Here is a 16216-nt window from a genome sequence, read left to right as displayed (position 1 = left end):
CGTTGTCCGAGGGGCGCGCAGTCCTGACCGTAAGCGGCTGTACCCGTTGATACGGCTGACTCAGCTCTTTGCGTGAGAGAGGAAACGGACCGGGGTGACCTCTTGGGTGTGGAGGATGATGTCGAACAAGTCTGTGAGCGACCCGCCGGAAAGGTGGTACGCGGCGTTGTCCTCGGGGTCGTAGTGAGGACCGATCAGGCGCGTCCTGGTCGGCGTATTGAGCCAGGTCCGGATAGGGGCTGGGCCATCGGCGTGCAGGTCCAGAAGATAGGCATCCAGTCCAGTGCCCCCCAGGACCGCGTCAGCGAACTCCGCCGCCGGGGCCGGGACAGGGTAGGGAGCCATGCCGTGGTGGAAGGTCAGGCCGATGGACAGCCGGCTCCGAAACGCTCGCGGAGGTAACTGCCCGCGTTACGGTGCGTCATTGACGAGGACGCGAGAGGGACGGTCCGCGGATTGCCGTTGGTGGTATGCGCGATGCCACCGCAATAGACAATCTTATCCGCGGTGCGTTCATGCCACCGGATCGTGTCCTCGGCCAGACTCAGCTCAATGCCGGCAAGGTCGTCGAGCCGGGGGGCCTGTCCCTGGGGAGAGCGGACCGCCCCCGCGAACTGAACCGGGTCATCGGGGTGGTGACGGTTGAAGGAGCGCATCCAGCGAATGACGTCGAGGGTCTCCTCGGTCTGCCAGAAGGACCGGGCCTGGGCCAGCAGGACCCGCGGGTCCCCCGTCCCTGTTCTGATGTACTCGTCGAGTCCGACCCTCGACGCGTCGTCCCCTTCCAGCATGAGTGAACGGAATCCCAGTTCCTCGACCAGCAGCCGGACGAGCCTGTGCGAGAGGGCGGACAGTTCGTGGGCCTGGCGGGTCGAGGCACCGACGGCTACGACCTTGGCATCGCGCACGATGCGGGCCAGTGGCAGGAGATCGGTCAACGGGGCTTGGGGATCGAGGGTGGTGAGGCGATGGGCGTGCTGCCTGATCCACTCGGTCACCGTCTCGGTCATGGCCAGACCTCCTTGGTCGGAGTGGTCGGTCCAGGGATGTGTCCCTGCTTGCGGCCAGCGCCGCACACGCAGCCTCAGACATGAACCGTGGTTGAGGTCAAGCCGACGCAGGCAGCGGCACCGGCCGTAGGGCCAAGCCGCCAACCGGCATCCAACGCGCACTAGGCACGGCCCGGGGAGACAGCGCTCCTGGCTCCTCAGATGTGTGGGCCGACGCCGGATCTCCACGGCCGACCGGGCCGAGATCCTCGCCAGCCGTGGCGATCCCTGCGGCCGCAGCGATCTGCGAAAAGGCCGCGGACTCCCATCTCCGGGGGCGGGTACTTCGTCAGTGAGCTCGGTACGGACGTGAGGCCCCCTGGCCGCCTCACCCAGGCGAGAACGCACGAGCCGTCGGCGATCAACCGTCGGCGGCAAGGCGGTTCAGCCACAGTGGAGTCCGGCCAGATCGAGCTGCCTGTAGACGGCCCGGTCAGCTGGACCGCGCACGCCGACCTCGCCGACGCAGCCGCCGCCAGCCGTGCCGGCGAGTTTGCCGCCGTCGACCCGACACTGGCCGCCCTGCTCGGCCGCGTCGCGTTCAGCGGTCCCAGCACGTACCGCACGGCTCTCAGCTCGGGAAACGGGACGGGTCCCGGCAGGCTCGCGATACACCTGGGAACTGTCACCGAGGCGGGAGACGGCTGAGGGGACCGGCCGCTCGTGCGGAGGGAACCCGAACGCAACTCGTTGCTCCGCCACACCGATCCGTACCTCCCGAAAGGAACGATCGTGGCACGAATCTCGCGCATCCTCATGCTCACGGCCTTGTTCGGCGCGGCCGCCCTCGTCGTGCCGGGCGCCGCCTCGGCGGTCCCGGCGACCGTGACGGCCGAGACGGCCTATAACACCAAGACCCAAGAGCTCACGGACAATCCCAACAGCGGCATGCCGGAGTCCTGCGTCGAACGCCGCATGTCTCTGGCGACGGGCACGTACGACTGGGCCCAGATCGGGGGGTTGGGGGAGCGCTCCAACCTCTCCGTCGGCCAGGGCTGGTACACATGGAAGGACTGCCTGGACCCGGGTAATGGCTCCTACGACCACACGACGTGGCTGAACCCCGACAACCCTGACTGGGAGACGATCGAGCTCCACGGCGAATGGAAGCCAGAGGTCCCCGGCAACTGGAAGTGGGGCTCCTTCCTCGACCCGCGCTTCTGACAGCGCATCACATCTGGTGCCGGGGTTGTCCTTGTCTCTCCGGCACCACCGCCTGCCTCGGTGCCGCAACACGGCACCGCAGGACCGGCGCGCAGCCCCAGCAGGCTGTCACGGAATGGGCCGAGCGGAACGGGCTGAAGAAAGCACCGTGGGTTGCTGCCCACTGTGGCTGCCGCGTCGCACGGGCCTGTGCCGCTCGAAAAGTCATCGCCGCAGGCCGCGCGCGCAAGCTCGTCATTTCCCAGGTCTCCGTGGACCGGACAGCAAGCGGTCCCGGGCTTCTCGTCAGTGAGTACGGCACGAGCGGCAGCCCCCGGCTGGTCCGCTGGCCCTTCACGGGAGGCGCTCTGCGGCCCCGGGCCGAGTGGGCGCACGCGGTGCCGAAGGGCGCGAACACGCAGGGCGCGGTCAAGGTCGGCTCCACGTACTACCTGACCACCAGCCACACCTCCAGGAAGGCTGGTGAGCTGCGCAGGTGGAAGGAGAACTGGGCGGCGGGTCCCAGGCACAGGTCCCGCTTGAACATCGGTGTCGAGGACCTCAGCTACGACGGCTCCGGCTCCGGCTCCGGCGCGCTCTGGACGCTCGGTGAGTACGCGAACGATGAGAGTACCGATCCCAGGGGCACCCTTCAGCCGGTACGTGTGCGCCGTGCGGCCGTAGCCGCGCGCCCCTGCCCGAGTCGGCCAGCGGGCCCTCCGGCTCGGGCAGCGCGGCTCAGCAGTCAGATCACCTGCCGTACGTCTCAGCGCCGGAGCCACCCGATCCTGTCCTTGCGCTCATCAGGGTGTGAGGTAGCAGGTCTTGCTCACGCCGGGCAGCGGATCGGTGCCGATTGCCGCCGTCGTACAACTGGTGCCGCTGGTGAACGACTTGTAGACGAAGCGGCCCCGTGCGCCGTAGGCGACGGTCCGCTGTCCGCCGAAGGCGCACGTGCTGCCTTCGGCGGAGCAGGCGGTGGCGTAGCCGGGAGGGCCGCCGGTGGCGGTGTAGCAGGCCTTGGACTCGCCGGGTATCGGGTCGCCGAACGTGGCGTCGGTGCACGGGGTGTCGCCGGTGGCCGTGCTCGTTGTGAACGCGCCGAAGGCGCCGTACATCACCGGCTGTCCCGCGGCGGCCGGGCAGGTGCCGTTCTGGGAGGCGCACTTGGTCCAGCCGCCGGGCGGACCTCCATCGGGTGGCAGGTAGCAGGACTTGGCGACGCCGTCGATGGGATCGCCGAAGTGGGCGTTGGTGCAGGCGACGGAGCCGTTGGTGACCTGATGGGCGAAGTTGCCGTTGCCGCCGTACGCCACGTCGCGGTTGTAGCCGGGAACGGAGCAGGTGCCGCCCTCGGCGGCGCAGACGGTGTATCCGGGCGGGCCGCCCGCGTCGGCGACATAGCAGGACTTGACGAGATTCGACGCCGGGTCGCCACCGAATGAGGCGCTGGTGCAGGCGGTGCTGTCGGTCGCCGTCTTGTACGTGTACGTCCCGGCCCCGTAGGCCACCGAGCGGGTGCCGCTGAAGGAGCACGTACCGCCCTCGCCTGCGCACCGGGTGAAGCCCGCACGCAGGGCGCTGGTACCCGGCTCGGCAGGCGCGGGAGGATTGCCCAGTCCTGTGGCGTTCACGGTGTAGCTGCCCGGGGCGACGCCGGTGAGGTAGACGTAGGCGTCGTCCTGGCTCGCGCCGGTGATTCCTGGGGTGGGCGTGAAGGTTCCGTTGCTCCAGACGACGGTGCCGTTCACGGACACCGAGATGTTGCCGCCGCCCAGCTTCGGGACGCCGATGCGGCCGGTGGTGCCGGAGGGGCTGGTGAGGTGCGCCGCATAGGTGCCGGCGGCGGGGACGCGGGACCAGGATGCGTTGATGGCGCCCTGGGGCATGGTGATGCGGCCCTCGGCGTTGGTCAGCTCGCCGGGGTGCGGGACGAAGCGGTACGCGCCGGTCGCCGACTCCGGTGCGGTGCCGAGCACGTCGAAGGTGAGGGTGGAGGTGGGCGCGGTGGACCAGCCGTGGGCCAGGCTCATGAACGAACCGCCGTAGGCGAGGCCGCCGTCGGCCTTGATGCCCTCCCAGAAGGTGCTCTTGGTGCCGATGTCGCTGTTCAGCATGTGGCCCCAGGTACGACGGATCTGTGCCAGGGCGGTGTAGTCGTCGTTGGCGGTGAAGCGGGCGTTCAGCTCCATACCGCCCACGAAGGGGGACACGTTGCCGCCCCACTCGGGGGTGGTGGGGCCGTAGGCGCCCCAGCGGGTTCCGAGCCGGGTGACGATGCTCCGGGACTTCGCCGTGGTGTCGGTGAGCCCGTACCAGACGGCGAGCGAATTGCCGTCCTGCGGGTACAGGCCGCTGGTGGGGTTGTCCTTGTACATGCCCTTCGAGGCGTCCCACAGGCGGGAGTTGGCCGCGGTCTTGATGGCGGCCGCCTTGTCGGCCCAGCTCGCGGCGAGCGCGCTGTCGCCTTCGACCGTGGCCAGAGTGACACCGGCCTTGAGCGTGGCGTACAGCAGTGCGTTGGCGGAGATGTTCTCGCCGCCCTGGCCGGCCCGGGCCCAGTCCTGGGTGCGGGTCACATTGAGGAGGTTGTTGCCGTCGATCTTGTTGGTGATGAAGGCCATCCCGCGCTTGTAGTTGGCCCATTGGGAGTCCAGCCACGCCCGGTCGGCCGAGTACGTGTAGTACGTCGCCGTGCCCAACAGCGTCCAGGTGTGGTAAGTGTCCGAGCCTTTGAGGTTGAACGGCGGTCCTGACCAGGGGATTTCACCCTCGGCGGACTGTGCGTTGTACATCGTGGTGAGCGCGTTGCGCGTTGAGGTGAGGTCGCCTGAGTAGGCGTACTGCGTGGGTACGGCGATGCCCAGGTCACCGGGCCACACCGTACGGTCGCGCTTGGCCCCGTCGACCAGGACGGAGTCGCCCACGCCGATGGTGGCGCTGTTGTCCCACTCCGTGGCCGGTGGGGGCCAGGCGCGGCCCTGGTCGGGGGCGATCGTGTTGAGCTGCACGGTGTACGCCCCGGCGTACCAGATGCGGTTGAGCAGGTCGTCGCTGGAGTGGAAGTAGTTGGCGTAGTCGGCCGGGTTGGCTTTCCCCGGAGCCGCGGTGAATTCGAGGCTGACGCCCTTGAGGTCCACCCAGCCCGAGGTGTCGAGGAAGACGGTGAGGTAGCGGAAGCCACCCCGCAGTCGCGCGGCGGGCGTTGTGTAGGTGCCGTTGGCTGAGGCTGTGGCGTAGAGCGCTCCGTCCTCGCCGTCGCGGCCGCTGCTCCTGTCGCTGCCGGTGCCCGCGTACAGGGACGACTCGCTGAAGGCCAGGCCGACCCGTTGGCCGCTGCCGCTGGTGTCACCGAATGACAACGTTGCCAGGCCGCCGACCTCTTTGCCGAAGTCGAGGGTGATGGCCGACCGTGAGCCGGAGATCCGTGTCGGCTGCCCGCTGAGGACGTTCTGCGGGTTCGCGACGCTGCCGGACGTGGAGTACACGGCGGTCGGCTTGAGGGTGCGGGAGGTCGGCGAGTAGTTCAGGTCGTCCAGTGCGGCCTTGCGAAGGCCCGTCGCGGCCGTCGAGGCCGCCGCGGATACGGGAGGAGCGGCGTCCGCGGACGGGGCGGGACCTGCGGTCAGCACGGCGGCCGCGACCAGGGCGCGGCCGAGTAAGTGGCGCCGACCTGGCGATCTGCTCAACGGGATACGACGACGCATGGAATCCTCCCGGATCAGGTGCGGGAACACGGAAACGCGATATATGAATCGATTCAAGAATACGGCCCACGAGCCCCAGTGGCTGATCGGACAGTTGGATACACGAGGAGCCTCGTCGAAGTCCCACCGATGATGGGCGCCCGAAAACAGGGTGTCAACCCGTCACGGCCACCGCGAACTACCCGGGAAGAGCCTCCTCTTGAGGATGTTGACAGGGCCCCGCCCAGCCGGTTCACTGCTCCGGAGACAGGTATGGACCAGTGCTCGATTCCCGCCCGGCTCGATGCGAGCCGTCGGCCACTGGCCGAGTTCGGGAGCACCGTAGGCGCTCAGCCGGCGTGGACGTGAGGGCAGCGGGTGCGGTCGAGCGGCACACGACGAAGACGACGCTGGCCAGTGCGTTTGCCGGAAACCTCATCCGTGCAGGTCGCGCTGCATGCCGATACTCGTTGAGGCGGGCGCGATGAGAGTTGTAGAAATGCTCGAACTCCCGTAGCGCGTAGAGCGGGTGCCGCTGGTTCCAGATCAAGGTCCGGTCCAGCAGTTCACGTCGGCAGGTCTGCACCCAACCGCTCCATGACCGAGTTCCTTCTGCACCGGCCCCCATCAGGGCGGAGATTCCTTTCGGCGAGCGATGAGTTCCGTGGGGCAGCGCGGTCCATCTCTGTGAAAGGCCACAGACGAAGGAGACGGCCCGTGTACCAGCAGATGATCTTCGTAAACCTCGCGACGAACGACCTGGAGACGTCGAAGAAGTTCTTCACCGAGCTCGGCTACTCGATCAACCCGCAGTTCACGACGGATGACTGCGCATGTGTGGTCATCAGCGAGACGATCGTCGCCATGCTGCTCACCAGACAGCGCTACCAGGACTTCACCAACAAGGAGATCGCGGACTCCACCAAGACCTCCGAGGTGCTTCTGTGCCTGAGCGCGGAGAGCCGCACGAAGGTCGACGAGCTGGTGGACAAGGCACTGGCCGCGGGCGGCGCGCCCGCAGGAGAACCCCAGGACCACGGCTTCATGTACGGCCGGTCCTTCCAGGACCCCGATGGTCACACCTGGGAAGTGGTGTGGATGGACCCGTCAGCTGTCCAGAGCTGAGCTGCCCCGGAGCGCCTGGCGGCCGGACGCGCGCCGACGCGGCCGACCGGCCGTACGACGTCGTACGGCCGGTCGGCCCGGGGTGGTGTTCTGCCGAGTGGCAGGCTCAGGCGGCAGCGAGGCCGGCCTTGAGGGCGGTGGTGATGCGCACGATGCGCTCGGCCTGGACGCGGGCGGCGTCGCGGGTGGCCTGGTTGACGGGGTTGGCGCCCTGGGCGTCGACGTGGGAGGTGCCGTAGGGGTTGCCATCGGCGAACTTGGCGGGGTCGGTGTAGCCGGGGGCGACGACGATGCCGCCGAAGTGATGGAAGGAGTTGTACAGGGCGAGCAGGGTGGACTCCTGGCCGCCATGGGTGGTGGAGGAGGAGGTGAAGCCGCTGTAGACCTTGTCGGCGAGCTTGCCCTGGGCCCACAGGCCACCGAGCGTGTCGATGAACTGCTTCAGCTGCGAGGTGATGTTGCCGAAGCGGGTGGGGGAACCGAAGATCACGGCGTCGGCCCACTCGATGTCGGCCGGGGTGGCGTCAGGGATGTCGGCGGTGGCGGCGGCGTTGGCTGCCCAGGCAGCGTTGGAGTCGATCGCCTCCTGCGGGGCCAGTTCGGTTGCCTTGAGTAGGCGGACCTCGGCGCCGGCCTTCTCCGCGGACTGGGCAATGTGCTTGCTGACCTCGGCGATCGTGCCGGTGGAGGAGTAGTAGACGACGGCTACCTTGATCGGGGTGCTCACGGTTGCGGTCTCCGTTCCGTCGGTGTCGTTCGTTCGGTTGCGGCTGAAGATGCCCATGGCAGATTTCATCCTTGGGGTCCGTGCCCGCCGATCGGACACTAGTTGAACCGTAAACCATATGGAAGTCGATCGACCCCCATGGGGTGACGGGAATGGTCCTGCCCGCGGTGTTGTGCAACATTCAACTACATGCCCGGGTTGGCGCCCCGGCCGCATGAACAGCAAGGGCGGCAAGGCTGCAAGGGCGGCGCCATGGCCCTCCTCCTCGACATCCGGCGCGCCAACGAGAGATTCCACACCCGTGCCGGCTGTGTTGGCCCGGGTGCTGGTTGGGTGCGGGGTCAGGCCAAGCGCGGCGGCGTGACAGCGTGATGCCGCCGCAACGGCGCCGACCGGAGGCTGTGGCCACCTTCGCGGTGAACCGTTTCTGGTTCGACACCTGCCGGTAATCCATGTAACACGCGGGCCGAGGCGGCGTGGTATCGGATGCGAACGTTCCACCGCAGGTCAGGGCCGTGATGGTTGTGGCCCTCCCCGGTGTCGCCGGAAAAGACCCGTGTTAACTCCGGGGCCACCCCTTGCCAAGCGGAGATAGTACGTGTTCGGATTATCTCCGTCGGCCGGACAACGCAACCGGTCCGAGTCCACTGTTCGCCATGGGCGGCGAGGGCCCTGCGCCCTGCCCGCTCTTCGCCATTCCCCTCGACCGCCGCCTTCAGAGCCTGGCCGCGGCATGCCCGCCGTCACCACAAGGCCGCGGTCGGTACCGCAAGCGACCTGGGAGGAAAACGTGTTCGATCTCTCTTCCGCCGATCTGCTCGACGCCTTCACCCGCGAGTTGCGACTGTGCAAGGTCCGCGAGGGCGAGCACGTGGTCGTGCTGTCGGAGCCCGGCAGCCGGGGCGACTACGTGGCGGCGGCCTTCGGCGCGGCCAAGGCGTGTGGTGCGCACGTCATCGCGGCAACCGTTCCCGGGGGCAGCCCCGCGCCGATGCCGAGCACACACACCGGCGCGGGCCCCGGGCTGCTCTCCGTCCTCAACGACAGCACCGCCCAGGACCTGCTGAAATCCGCGGATCTGGTCGTCGACCTGACCCGCGAGGGCTTCATCCACGCGCCGGTACAGCAGGAGATCCGGCGGGCCGGCACCCGCATCATCTTCATCTGCGACGCGCCCGACGTGCTCATTCGCAATCTGCCCAAGGAAACCGACAAGGCGGAGGTGCAGGAGGGCGTCGACCTGCTGGAGAGGTCGTCCGTCATGCGGGTCACCTCGGCCGCGGGAACCGATCTGACCGTGCAGCTCGCGGGCGCCAAGCCGGAGTTCCAGTGCGGCTTCGCCGACGATCCGGGCCGCTGGGACCACTGGCCGAGCACCATGGTGCTGTGCTGGCCGGAGATCTCCAACGGACAGATCGTGCTGGATGAGGGCGACATCCTGCTGCCCTTCAAGGAGTACGTCAGCAGCCCCGTCACGCTTCAGGTATCCGACGGCCACATCGAGAAGGTCTCCGGCGGAGCCGATGCCCGGATGCTGTCGACGTTCTTCGACGACGCACAGGACCGTTGGGCACGCAGCCTGTCCCACATGGGCTGGGGGCTGATGCGTACGGCCGACTGGTTCGCCACGGCGATGTACGGCAAGGACGACCTGATGGGCATGGACGCCCGCGCGTTCGCGGGGAACTTCCTGTGGTCGACGGGTCCCCACCCGGTCCTGGGCCGCGAGTCGTACGCCCACCTCGACATCGCCATGCGGGGCTGCACCGTCTCGGTGGACGGCACCGAGGTCGTCACCGCCGGGACGCTCACCGACCGCTGAGCGCCTCCGGGGCGAGCCGCCGTCCCGCCGCGCTGCACACAACACCATGACGCGCCCGCACATTGGAGGAAGAGTGGCGTCCAGTCAGTCGTTCGAAGTCACCGTCGTCGGGGGAGGACTCGGCGGTCTGACCGCAGCCCTCGCACTGCGCCAGCGCGGCCTGCGGGTCACCGTCCTGGAACAGGCCGCAGAACTCGGCGAGGTCGGCGCGGGCATCCAGACCGCGCCCAACGCCAGCCGCGTCCTGATGGGTCTCGGGCTGCGCCGGCAGATGGAGGCCATCCGCACGGAGCCGCTCGACCAGGTGCGGCGCCGGTGGACGGACGGCCGGATCGTCGGCCTGACCTCGCTCGGGCAGCGCTGCAAGGACGAGTTCAACGCCCCGTACTGGCACTACCACCGGGCCGATCTGCACCGCATGCTGCTGGACGCCTGTGCGGACCCCGCGGGCCCCGGGCCCGTCGTGGCGGTCCACACTTCCAGCAAAGTCGTCGAAATGGACCGCACCGATCCCGTGCGGCCGGTGGCGGTCACCGAGGACGGACGGCGCCACGGCGCCGATGTGATCATCGGCGCCGACGGCGTCCGATCCCGGGTGCGCGACCTCATGGGCGCCCCCGACACGCTGCTGTTCTCCGGCGAGATGGCCTACCGGGCGCTGATCCCCGGTGACCTCATCGCGGCCGACCCGGCCACCCGCTGGCTCGTGGACCGCTACCAGAGCACCATCTGGTACGGGCCCGACCGGCACCTCGTCCACTACATGATCCGGGGCGGCGACTACCTGAACGTCGTGGCGTGCGTCCCCTGCACGGACGCGGTCCGCGAGAACTGGACGGTTCCCGCCTCCGCGCAGGACCTCGTCGACGCGTTCCCCGGCTGGGACGACCGTGTCCCGGCGATGCTGTCCAAGGCGAAGGAGGACGTCCTGGCCTTCGCCCTCTACTACCGGCGCCGCGACCCCGTATGGCTTGACGGCCGCGTCGCCCTCCTGGGCGACGCCTGCCACGCGATGCTCCCGTATCAGGCGCAGGGCGCCTCGCAGGCCATGGAGGACGCGGCCGTACTCGCCGAGGAACTGGGTGCTGTCACCGCCTCCGGCATAGAAGGGGCGCTGCGCCGCTACGTCGACCGGCGCGCCAAGCACGCCGGCATGGTCCAGGACGCGTCGCTCGCGAACAAGACCTTCTACCACCTGGCCGACGGCCCGGAGCAGCGGGCCAGGGACGAGAAGCTCAAGAACTTCGACGGCGAGTCGGACGTGTCGTACGACTGGCTGTGGAGCGGAACACCACTCAACGACCCGGATCTGGGGGCGTTCTCCTACCAGTTCGCCCGCTGAGCCCACCGCCCGTGGCGGGAGCCCCCGGCACTGACGACCCGCACGCCGAGCCGTGTGTACCACACCCGCAATGGCGCGGCATGTACCCGATACGCGACCACCGTGGAGCGAACATGAAAACCGGTGATCAGATCGTTCAGGAACTTCCCTGGAGATGGGGCGTCCAGGGCCGCATTTTCATCATCGGAGGTCTCGGCTACCTCTTCGACGCCTACGACATAGCCCTGAACGGTTTCCTCATGCCGCTCCTGGGCTCGCACTTCGACCTCTCGCTCGCCGGGCGCGGGCTCGTGGCGACCGCCAACCTCGTCGGCATGGCCGTGGGGGCCATCGCCTGGGGCGCGGTCGCGGACCGCATCGGACGCACGAAGGCGTTCAGCGTCACGCTGCTGATCTTCGCCCTGTTCTCGGTGCTGGGCGCCCTCGCGCCCACCTACCCACTCTTCCTGGCCCTGCGCTTCCTCGCGGGTGTGGGGCTCGGCGGCTGCATCCCCGTCGACTACGCCCTGGTCGGTGAGTTCTCGCCGCGGGCGTACCGCGGCCGGGTGCTCACCGCGCTCGACCTGTGGTGGCCGGTGGGTGTGACGCTGTGCGGCCTCGTCTCGACGGTGATGCTCCCGCTCGACGGCAACTGGCGCTGGATGCTGGCGACCATGGTGCTGCCCGCGCTCCTGCTGTTCTGGGTGCGCCGGGGCATCCCCGAGTCACCGGTCTACCTGACGAAGAAGGGACGCGAGGCCGAGGCCAGGGCCGTCATCGACGACCTCGTCGCCCGTACCGGCGCTCCCGCCGAGCCGTACGTCATCCCGGAGCCCGTCGCCGGGACCGGCCGACGCGGTGTGGCCGCCGCCGTGGAGCAGTTGCGCGACATATGGGCGCACAGCCCGCGCGTCACCTCCGTGGCCTGGTCGCTGTTCGCCACCGTGATGCTCGTGTACTACGCGGCTCTCAGCTGGATGCCCTCCATCCTCAAGGAGGAGGGCCTGGGGGACACCGCCACCTTCATGAACACCACCGTGATGAGCGGCGTCGGCATCCTCGGCGTCCTCGTCTCCACCGCCCTGGTGGACGTGGTCGGCCGCAAGTGGCTCATCGGGGTCTCGGCTCCGGTCGCCACCCTCGCGCTGGTGGTGTTCGCGCTGGTGATGAGGGCGCCGACCGGGTCCGTCGTGGCGATCGCCGTGTTCGGCTTCGTCATGCAGCTCGCCATCCCCGCCATGTACGCCTACGTCTCCGAGCTGTACCCCACGCCTCTGCGGGCCAGCGGCTTCGGCTGGGCCTCCTCGGTCAGCCGGGCACTCACCGGGTTCGCGCCGCTGCTGTTCGGGTCGGTGATGTGGCCGGCGCTCGGGCTCGCCGTGACGTTCGCCGTGCTCGGACTCGCGGTGCTGGCCGCCGTCATATGGATGGCCATCGCGGCGCCGGAGACCAAGGGCCGGGCCCTGGACGGAGACACCGCGGACGTCCGGGCTCAGGACCCTCACGCGGTCCGCGAACAGACGGTGGTCTAGGCCGCCGGGACACGCACGGAACCGCACACGAGGCGACCCCACGCAAGGGAGGACAGGAAACCCATGAAGCCCGCGCCCTTTCAGTATCACCGGGCCCGTGACGTAACCGGCGCCGTACGGCTGCTGGCCGAGCTGGGTGACGACGCCAAGGCCATCGCGGGCGGACAGAGCCTGGTCGGAATGATGAACTTCCGGTTGGCCCGCCCGCATCACCTCGTCGACATCGGCGGCCTCCGGGAGCTCGACCGCATGCACCGGGATGCCGACGGCGCTCTGCGGATCGGGGCGCTCACCACCCACCACACGGTGGAGACCGACCCGGCGGGCACACTCGCGGAGGGCTTCGAGGTACTGCGCCGGGCCATGGCCTGGATCGGGCATCTGCCGATCCGTACCCGCGGCACGGTCGGGGGCAGCATGGCACACGCGGACGCCACCGCCGAATGGTGTCTGCTCGCGCTGCTCCTGGACGCCGAGTTCGTCGTACGCGGCCCGCTGGGCGAACGCTCGATCGCGGCCGGGGACTTCTTCCTCGGCTACTACACGACCGCCCTCGCCCCGGACGAACTCCTGGTGGAGATCGTCTTCCCACGGACGGCGCCGCACGCGGCGCTCACCGAGTTCGCCGAGCGACGTGGCGACTTCGCGATCGTGGCGGCGGCCGTGGACCTCGACGTCGTGGACGGCGCGGTACGCGGCGGCCGGGTGGCGCTCGGTGGTGTGGCGGCAGCGGCGATCCGCGTTCCGGAGGCGGAGGCGGTGCTGACCGGCGGCGGCTCCTTCGAGGCCTGTGCGTCCGCCGCGGCGGCGGCTGTCGACCCCCCGGGCGACGCGTCCTGCGGCCCGCACTATCGCAAGGAACTGGTCCGGACCCTGGTCCGGCGCGCCTGTGAGGAGGCGATGTCCCGATGACACGTCAGGAACAGGGGCGGCCGCTGGTGGGCCGGTCGGTCCCGCGCCGGGAGGACCGGCGGCTGGTGTCCGGGCGCGGCCGGTTCGTAGACGACATCGCCCTGCCCGGCATGCTGCACGCGCAGTTCGTGCGCAGCACGGTCGCACACGGCGAGATCGTGTCCGTGGACCTGTCGGCGGTACGCCGTGTCCCGGGCGTCGTGGCGGCGTTCACCGCGGACGACCTGGCCATCGGAGACATCACCGCTCAGCTGGGACGGCCCCGGTCGCAGTTCGTGCCGACCGCCATGCCGGTCCTCGCCCGCGACAAGGTCCGCTACGTCGGTGAGCCCCTCGCGATCGTCGTGGGCCTCGACGCCTACGCCGCGGAGGACGGCCTGGAGGCGGCGCATGTGGAGTACGCCCCGCTGCCACCGGTCCTCGGCGAGGAGACCGCGCTCGCCGACGACGCGGTGCTCGTCCACGACGAGGCCGCCCGCAACACCCTCGTGGACGTCTCGCTCTTCGCGACCGACGGGATCGACGACATCTTCGACGCGGCGCACCGCGTCGTCGAGGTGGACGTCACGACCGGCCGTCAGAACGCGCTGCCGCTGGAGACCCGCGGCGTCGTGGCGCACTGGGACGACCGCGAGGAGCAACTTCTCCTCCAGACCTGCACCCAGATCCCGCACCAGGTGAGAACGGTCGCCTCGCGCTGCCTGCGCCTCGACGAGCGAGCCGTGCGGGTCGTGGTCCCCGACATGGGCGGCGGCTTCGGCCAGAAGTGCGTGGTCGGACGCGAGGAGATCGCGGCCGCCGCCGCCGCGCTGAGACTCGGGCGGCCGGTGAAATGGATCGAGGACCGCAAGGACGCCCTGTCCGCGTCCTTTCTCGCCCGCGAGCAGCACTACCGGGCGCGCGCCGCCTTCGACGCCGACGGCCGGATCCTCGCTCTCGACGCGGACGTGGTGTGCGACATGGGCGCCTACTCCTGCTACCCGTTCACCGCGGGCATCGAACCGCTGATGGCGTCCGCCGAGATGCCCGGGGTGTACAAGGTGCCCGCCTACCGGGTCCGCGGCCGGGCCATCACCACCAACAAGGCGCCGACCGCACCGTACCGGGGCGTGAGCCGCCCGCAGTACGTGATGGTCGTCGAGCGGCTCTTCGAGCGCGCCGCCCGCGAACTCGGCCTGGACCCGGTGGAGATCCGCCGCCGCAATGTCATCACCGACTTCCCCTACACGGGCGTCAACAACATCACCTACGACCCCGGCTCGTACCTGGAGTCCCTGAACCTGTGCGAGCGGGTCGTCAGGGACGAGGGCTGGTACGACACGCGGACCGCGGCGGCGGCCGAAGGACGGCACATCGGCATCGGCTACGCCTGCTTCAGCGAGCGCACCGGATACGGCACCTCGGCCTTCGCACAGCGCAAGATGCAGGTGGTGCCGGGCTTCGACATCTCCGAAGTACGGATGGACACCAGCGGCGCGGTGACGGTCACCACCGGCACGATGAGCCACGGGCAGAGCCACGAGACGACAATGGCGCAGATCGTCGCCGACGCACTCGGCCTCGACATCGCCCGGGTCAGGCTCCACCAGGGTGACACCGACCGTGTCACCTACGGCTGGGGCACCTTCGCGAGCCGGTCCATCACCGTCGGGGGCAGTGCGGTGCGCCTGGCCGCCGAGCGACTCGGCGACAAGCTGCGCGCCATCGCCGCGGCGCTGTGGGACACCGAGCCGGAGGAGGTGGAGCTGGCGGACGGCCAGGTGCGCCGCCGAGGCGGCGACGGTGCCCGTGATGTGCTCACCCACCGGGAGATCGCCGACGTCGCCTACCTCCGGGCGGACCTGCTGCCCAAGGACATCGAACCGGGTCTGACCGCGACCGCCACCTTCGACGTCTTCAACGACGGCACGTTCTCCAACGCCACCCACGGTGTGGTCGTCGAGCTCCATCAGGACACCGGGCAGGTGGAGATTCTGCGATACGTGTGTGTCGAGGACTGCGGCGTCGCGATCCACCCGCAGGTCGTGGAGGGACAGTGCCGGGGCGGGATCGCGCAGGGCATCGCCGGTGCCCTGTACGAGGAGGTGACCTACGACGCGGTCGGCGAGCCGTCGGCGACGAGCTTCATGGACTACAAGGTGCCCACGGCCCACGAGATCCCCGAAGTGTCGATCCACCACCTTGAAACCCCTTGCGCATTCACCGCCACGGGAGCGAAGGGCGCCGGAGAGGGCGGCACCATCGGGGCGCCCGCCGCCGTCCTCAACGCCGTCAACGACGCCCTGCGCCCCACCGGCACCGAACTCGACCACACTCCCATCACGCCACAGACCGTGCACCGCGCCCTGAACCCGGAGCCCGTTCCATGACCGATGACACCTTCATGACGCCGCGGGAGCCACAGCTCATCGCGTTGAATGTCAACGGCGAGCAGCACGAGGTGATCACCGAAGCCCGCCGTACCCTCGTCGATGTGCTCCGCCACGAGCTGCGCCTGACCGGAACCCACGTCGGGTGCGAGCACGGCATCTGCGGCGCCTGCACCGTGCTCGTCGACGACCGGCCCGTACGTGCCTGCCTGATGTTCGCGGCACAGGCCGAGGGCGCCCGCATCCGTACGGTGGAATCCCTGGCCGACGGCAACCGGCTGAGCGACCTCCAGCGGGCGTTCAGCGAGCACCACGCCTTGCAGTGCGGTTTCTGCACACCTGGGTTCCTCATGCTCGCCGAGGGCTTCCTCGCCGAGCGGCCCGAGGCGACCAAGGAGGAGATCCGGGAGGTCGTCGCCGCCAACATGTGCCGGTGTACCGGCTACCAGACCATCGTCGAGGCGATCGACGCCTGTGCGACGGCCCGCCGCCGGGCCTGCGCGCGGGCGTGCGACAGCAAGGAGAACTGA

General features: G+C 69.3%; 13 protein-coding genes. 9 read left to right on the top strand and 4 right to left on the bottom strand.

Translation table 11 applies throughout. From position 1 onward, the window contains the following. Positions 1 to 60: 60 nt before the first annotated feature. Positions 61 to 345, bottom strand: coding sequence for an erythromycin esterase family protein (locus tag J5X86_RS50990; protein WP_243981563.1), 285 nt, complete (start codon positions 343 to 345; stop codon positions 61 to 63). Positions 346 to 359: 14 nt separating this feature from the next. Beyond that, the gene (locus tag J5X86_RS27115) at positions 360 to 1010 is read right to left on the bottom strand and encodes an erythromycin esterase family protein (RefSeq protein WP_243981562.1); all 651 of its coding nucleotides are present in this window, start codon (positions 1008 to 1010) and stop codon (positions 360 to 362) included. 432 nt (positions 1011 to 1442) lie between these two features. Between J5X86_RS27115 and J5X86_RS27110 the strand changes: the two genes are divergently transcribed. After that, positions 1443 to 1697 carry a hypothetical protein gene (locus tag J5X86_RS27110; RefSeq protein WP_208519339.1) on the top strand — a complete coding sequence of 85 codons (255 nt, stop codon included), beginning with the start codon at positions 1443 to 1445 and terminating at the stop codon, positions 1695 to 1697. Between the two features lie 84 nt (positions 1698 to 1781). Further along, the gene (locus tag J5X86_RS27105) at positions 1782 to 2213 is read left to right on the top strand and encodes a hypothetical protein (protein ID WP_208519338.1); all 432 of its coding nucleotides are present in this window, start codon (positions 1782 to 1784) and stop codon (positions 2211 to 2213) included. 782 nt (positions 2214 to 2995) lie between these two features. Here J5X86_RS27105 and J5X86_RS27100 read toward each other — a convergent pair. Continuing rightward, complete coding sequence (locus tag J5X86_RS27100; protein ID WP_243981561.1) at positions 2996 to 5899, bottom strand: alpha-L-rhamnosidase; 2904 nt, start codon at positions 5897 to 5899, stop codon at positions 2996 to 2998. Positions 5900 to 6595: 696 nt separating this feature from the next. Between J5X86_RS27100 and J5X86_RS27095 the strand changes: the two genes are divergently transcribed. Continuing rightward, on the top strand, positions 6596 to 7003 hold the full coding sequence (locus tag J5X86_RS27095) for a VOC family protein (protein ID WP_208519337.1): 408 nt from the start codon (positions 6596 to 6598) through the stop codon (positions 7001 to 7003). A gap of 106 nt (positions 7004 to 7109) precedes the next feature. Here the strand turns inward: J5X86_RS27095 and wrbA are convergent, their stop codons facing one another. Then, positions 7110 to 7730 carry an NAD(P)H:quinone oxidoreductase gene (gene wrbA, locus J5X86_RS27090; RefSeq protein WP_208519475.1) on the bottom strand — a complete coding sequence of 207 codons (621 nt, stop codon included), beginning with the start codon at positions 7728 to 7730 and terminating at the stop codon, positions 7110 to 7112. 790 nt (positions 7731 to 8520) lie between these two features. Between wrbA and J5X86_RS27085 the strand changes: the two genes are divergently transcribed. The 6 genes from J5X86_RS27085 to J5X86_RS27060 all read left to right on the top strand — a co-directional run bounded on the left by J5X86_RS27085 (position 8521) and on the right by J5X86_RS27060 (position 16216). Beyond that, positions 8521 to 9552 carry a hypothetical protein gene (locus J5X86_RS27085; protein WP_208519336.1) on the top strand — a complete coding sequence of 344 codons (1032 nt, stop codon included), beginning with the start codon at positions 8521 to 8523 and terminating at the stop codon, positions 9550 to 9552. 73 nt (positions 9553 to 9625) lie between these two features. Beyond that, on the top strand, positions 9626 to 10894 hold the full coding sequence (locus tag J5X86_RS27080) for an FAD-dependent monooxygenase (protein WP_208519335.1): 1269 nt from the start codon (positions 9626 to 9628) through the stop codon (positions 10892 to 10894). Between the two features lie 113 nt (positions 10895 to 11007). Beyond that, the gene (locus J5X86_RS27075; protein WP_208519334.1) at positions 11008 to 12405 is read left to right on the top strand and encodes an MFS transporter; all 1398 of its coding nucleotides are present in this window, start codon (positions 11008 to 11010) and stop codon (positions 12403 to 12405) included. A gap of 63 nt (positions 12406 to 12468) precedes the next feature. After that, complete coding sequence (locus J5X86_RS27070; protein WP_208519333.1) at positions 12469 to 13317, top strand: xanthine dehydrogenase family protein subunit M; 849 nt, start codon at positions 12469 to 12471, stop codon at positions 13315 to 13317. Further along, on the top strand, positions 13314 to 15686 hold the full coding sequence (locus J5X86_RS27065) for a xanthine dehydrogenase family protein molybdopterin-binding subunit (RefSeq protein WP_208519332.1): 2373 nt from the start codon (positions 13314 to 13316) through the stop codon (positions 15684 to 15686). The genes J5X86_RS27070 and J5X86_RS27065 overlap by 4 nt, the downstream gene beginning before the upstream one ends. Then, positions 15683 to 16216 (top strand): (2Fe-2S)-binding protein, encoded by a 534-nt coding sequence (locus J5X86_RS27060; protein WP_208519331.1) that lies wholly within the window; start codon positions 15683 to 15685, stop codon positions 16214 to 16216. Before J5X86_RS27065 ends, J5X86_RS27060 begins: the two co-directional genes overlap by 4 nt.

This window comes from Streptomyces sp. NEAU-YJ-81 (assembly GCF_017592595.1).
Taxonomy (GTDB): Bacteria; Actinomycetota; Actinomycetes; order Streptomycetales; family Streptomycetaceae; genus Streptomyces; species Streptomyces hygroscopicus_B.
The sequence above is the reverse complement of the archived record's forward strand: the minus strand, read 5'-3'. Positions and strand labels throughout refer to the sequence as shown.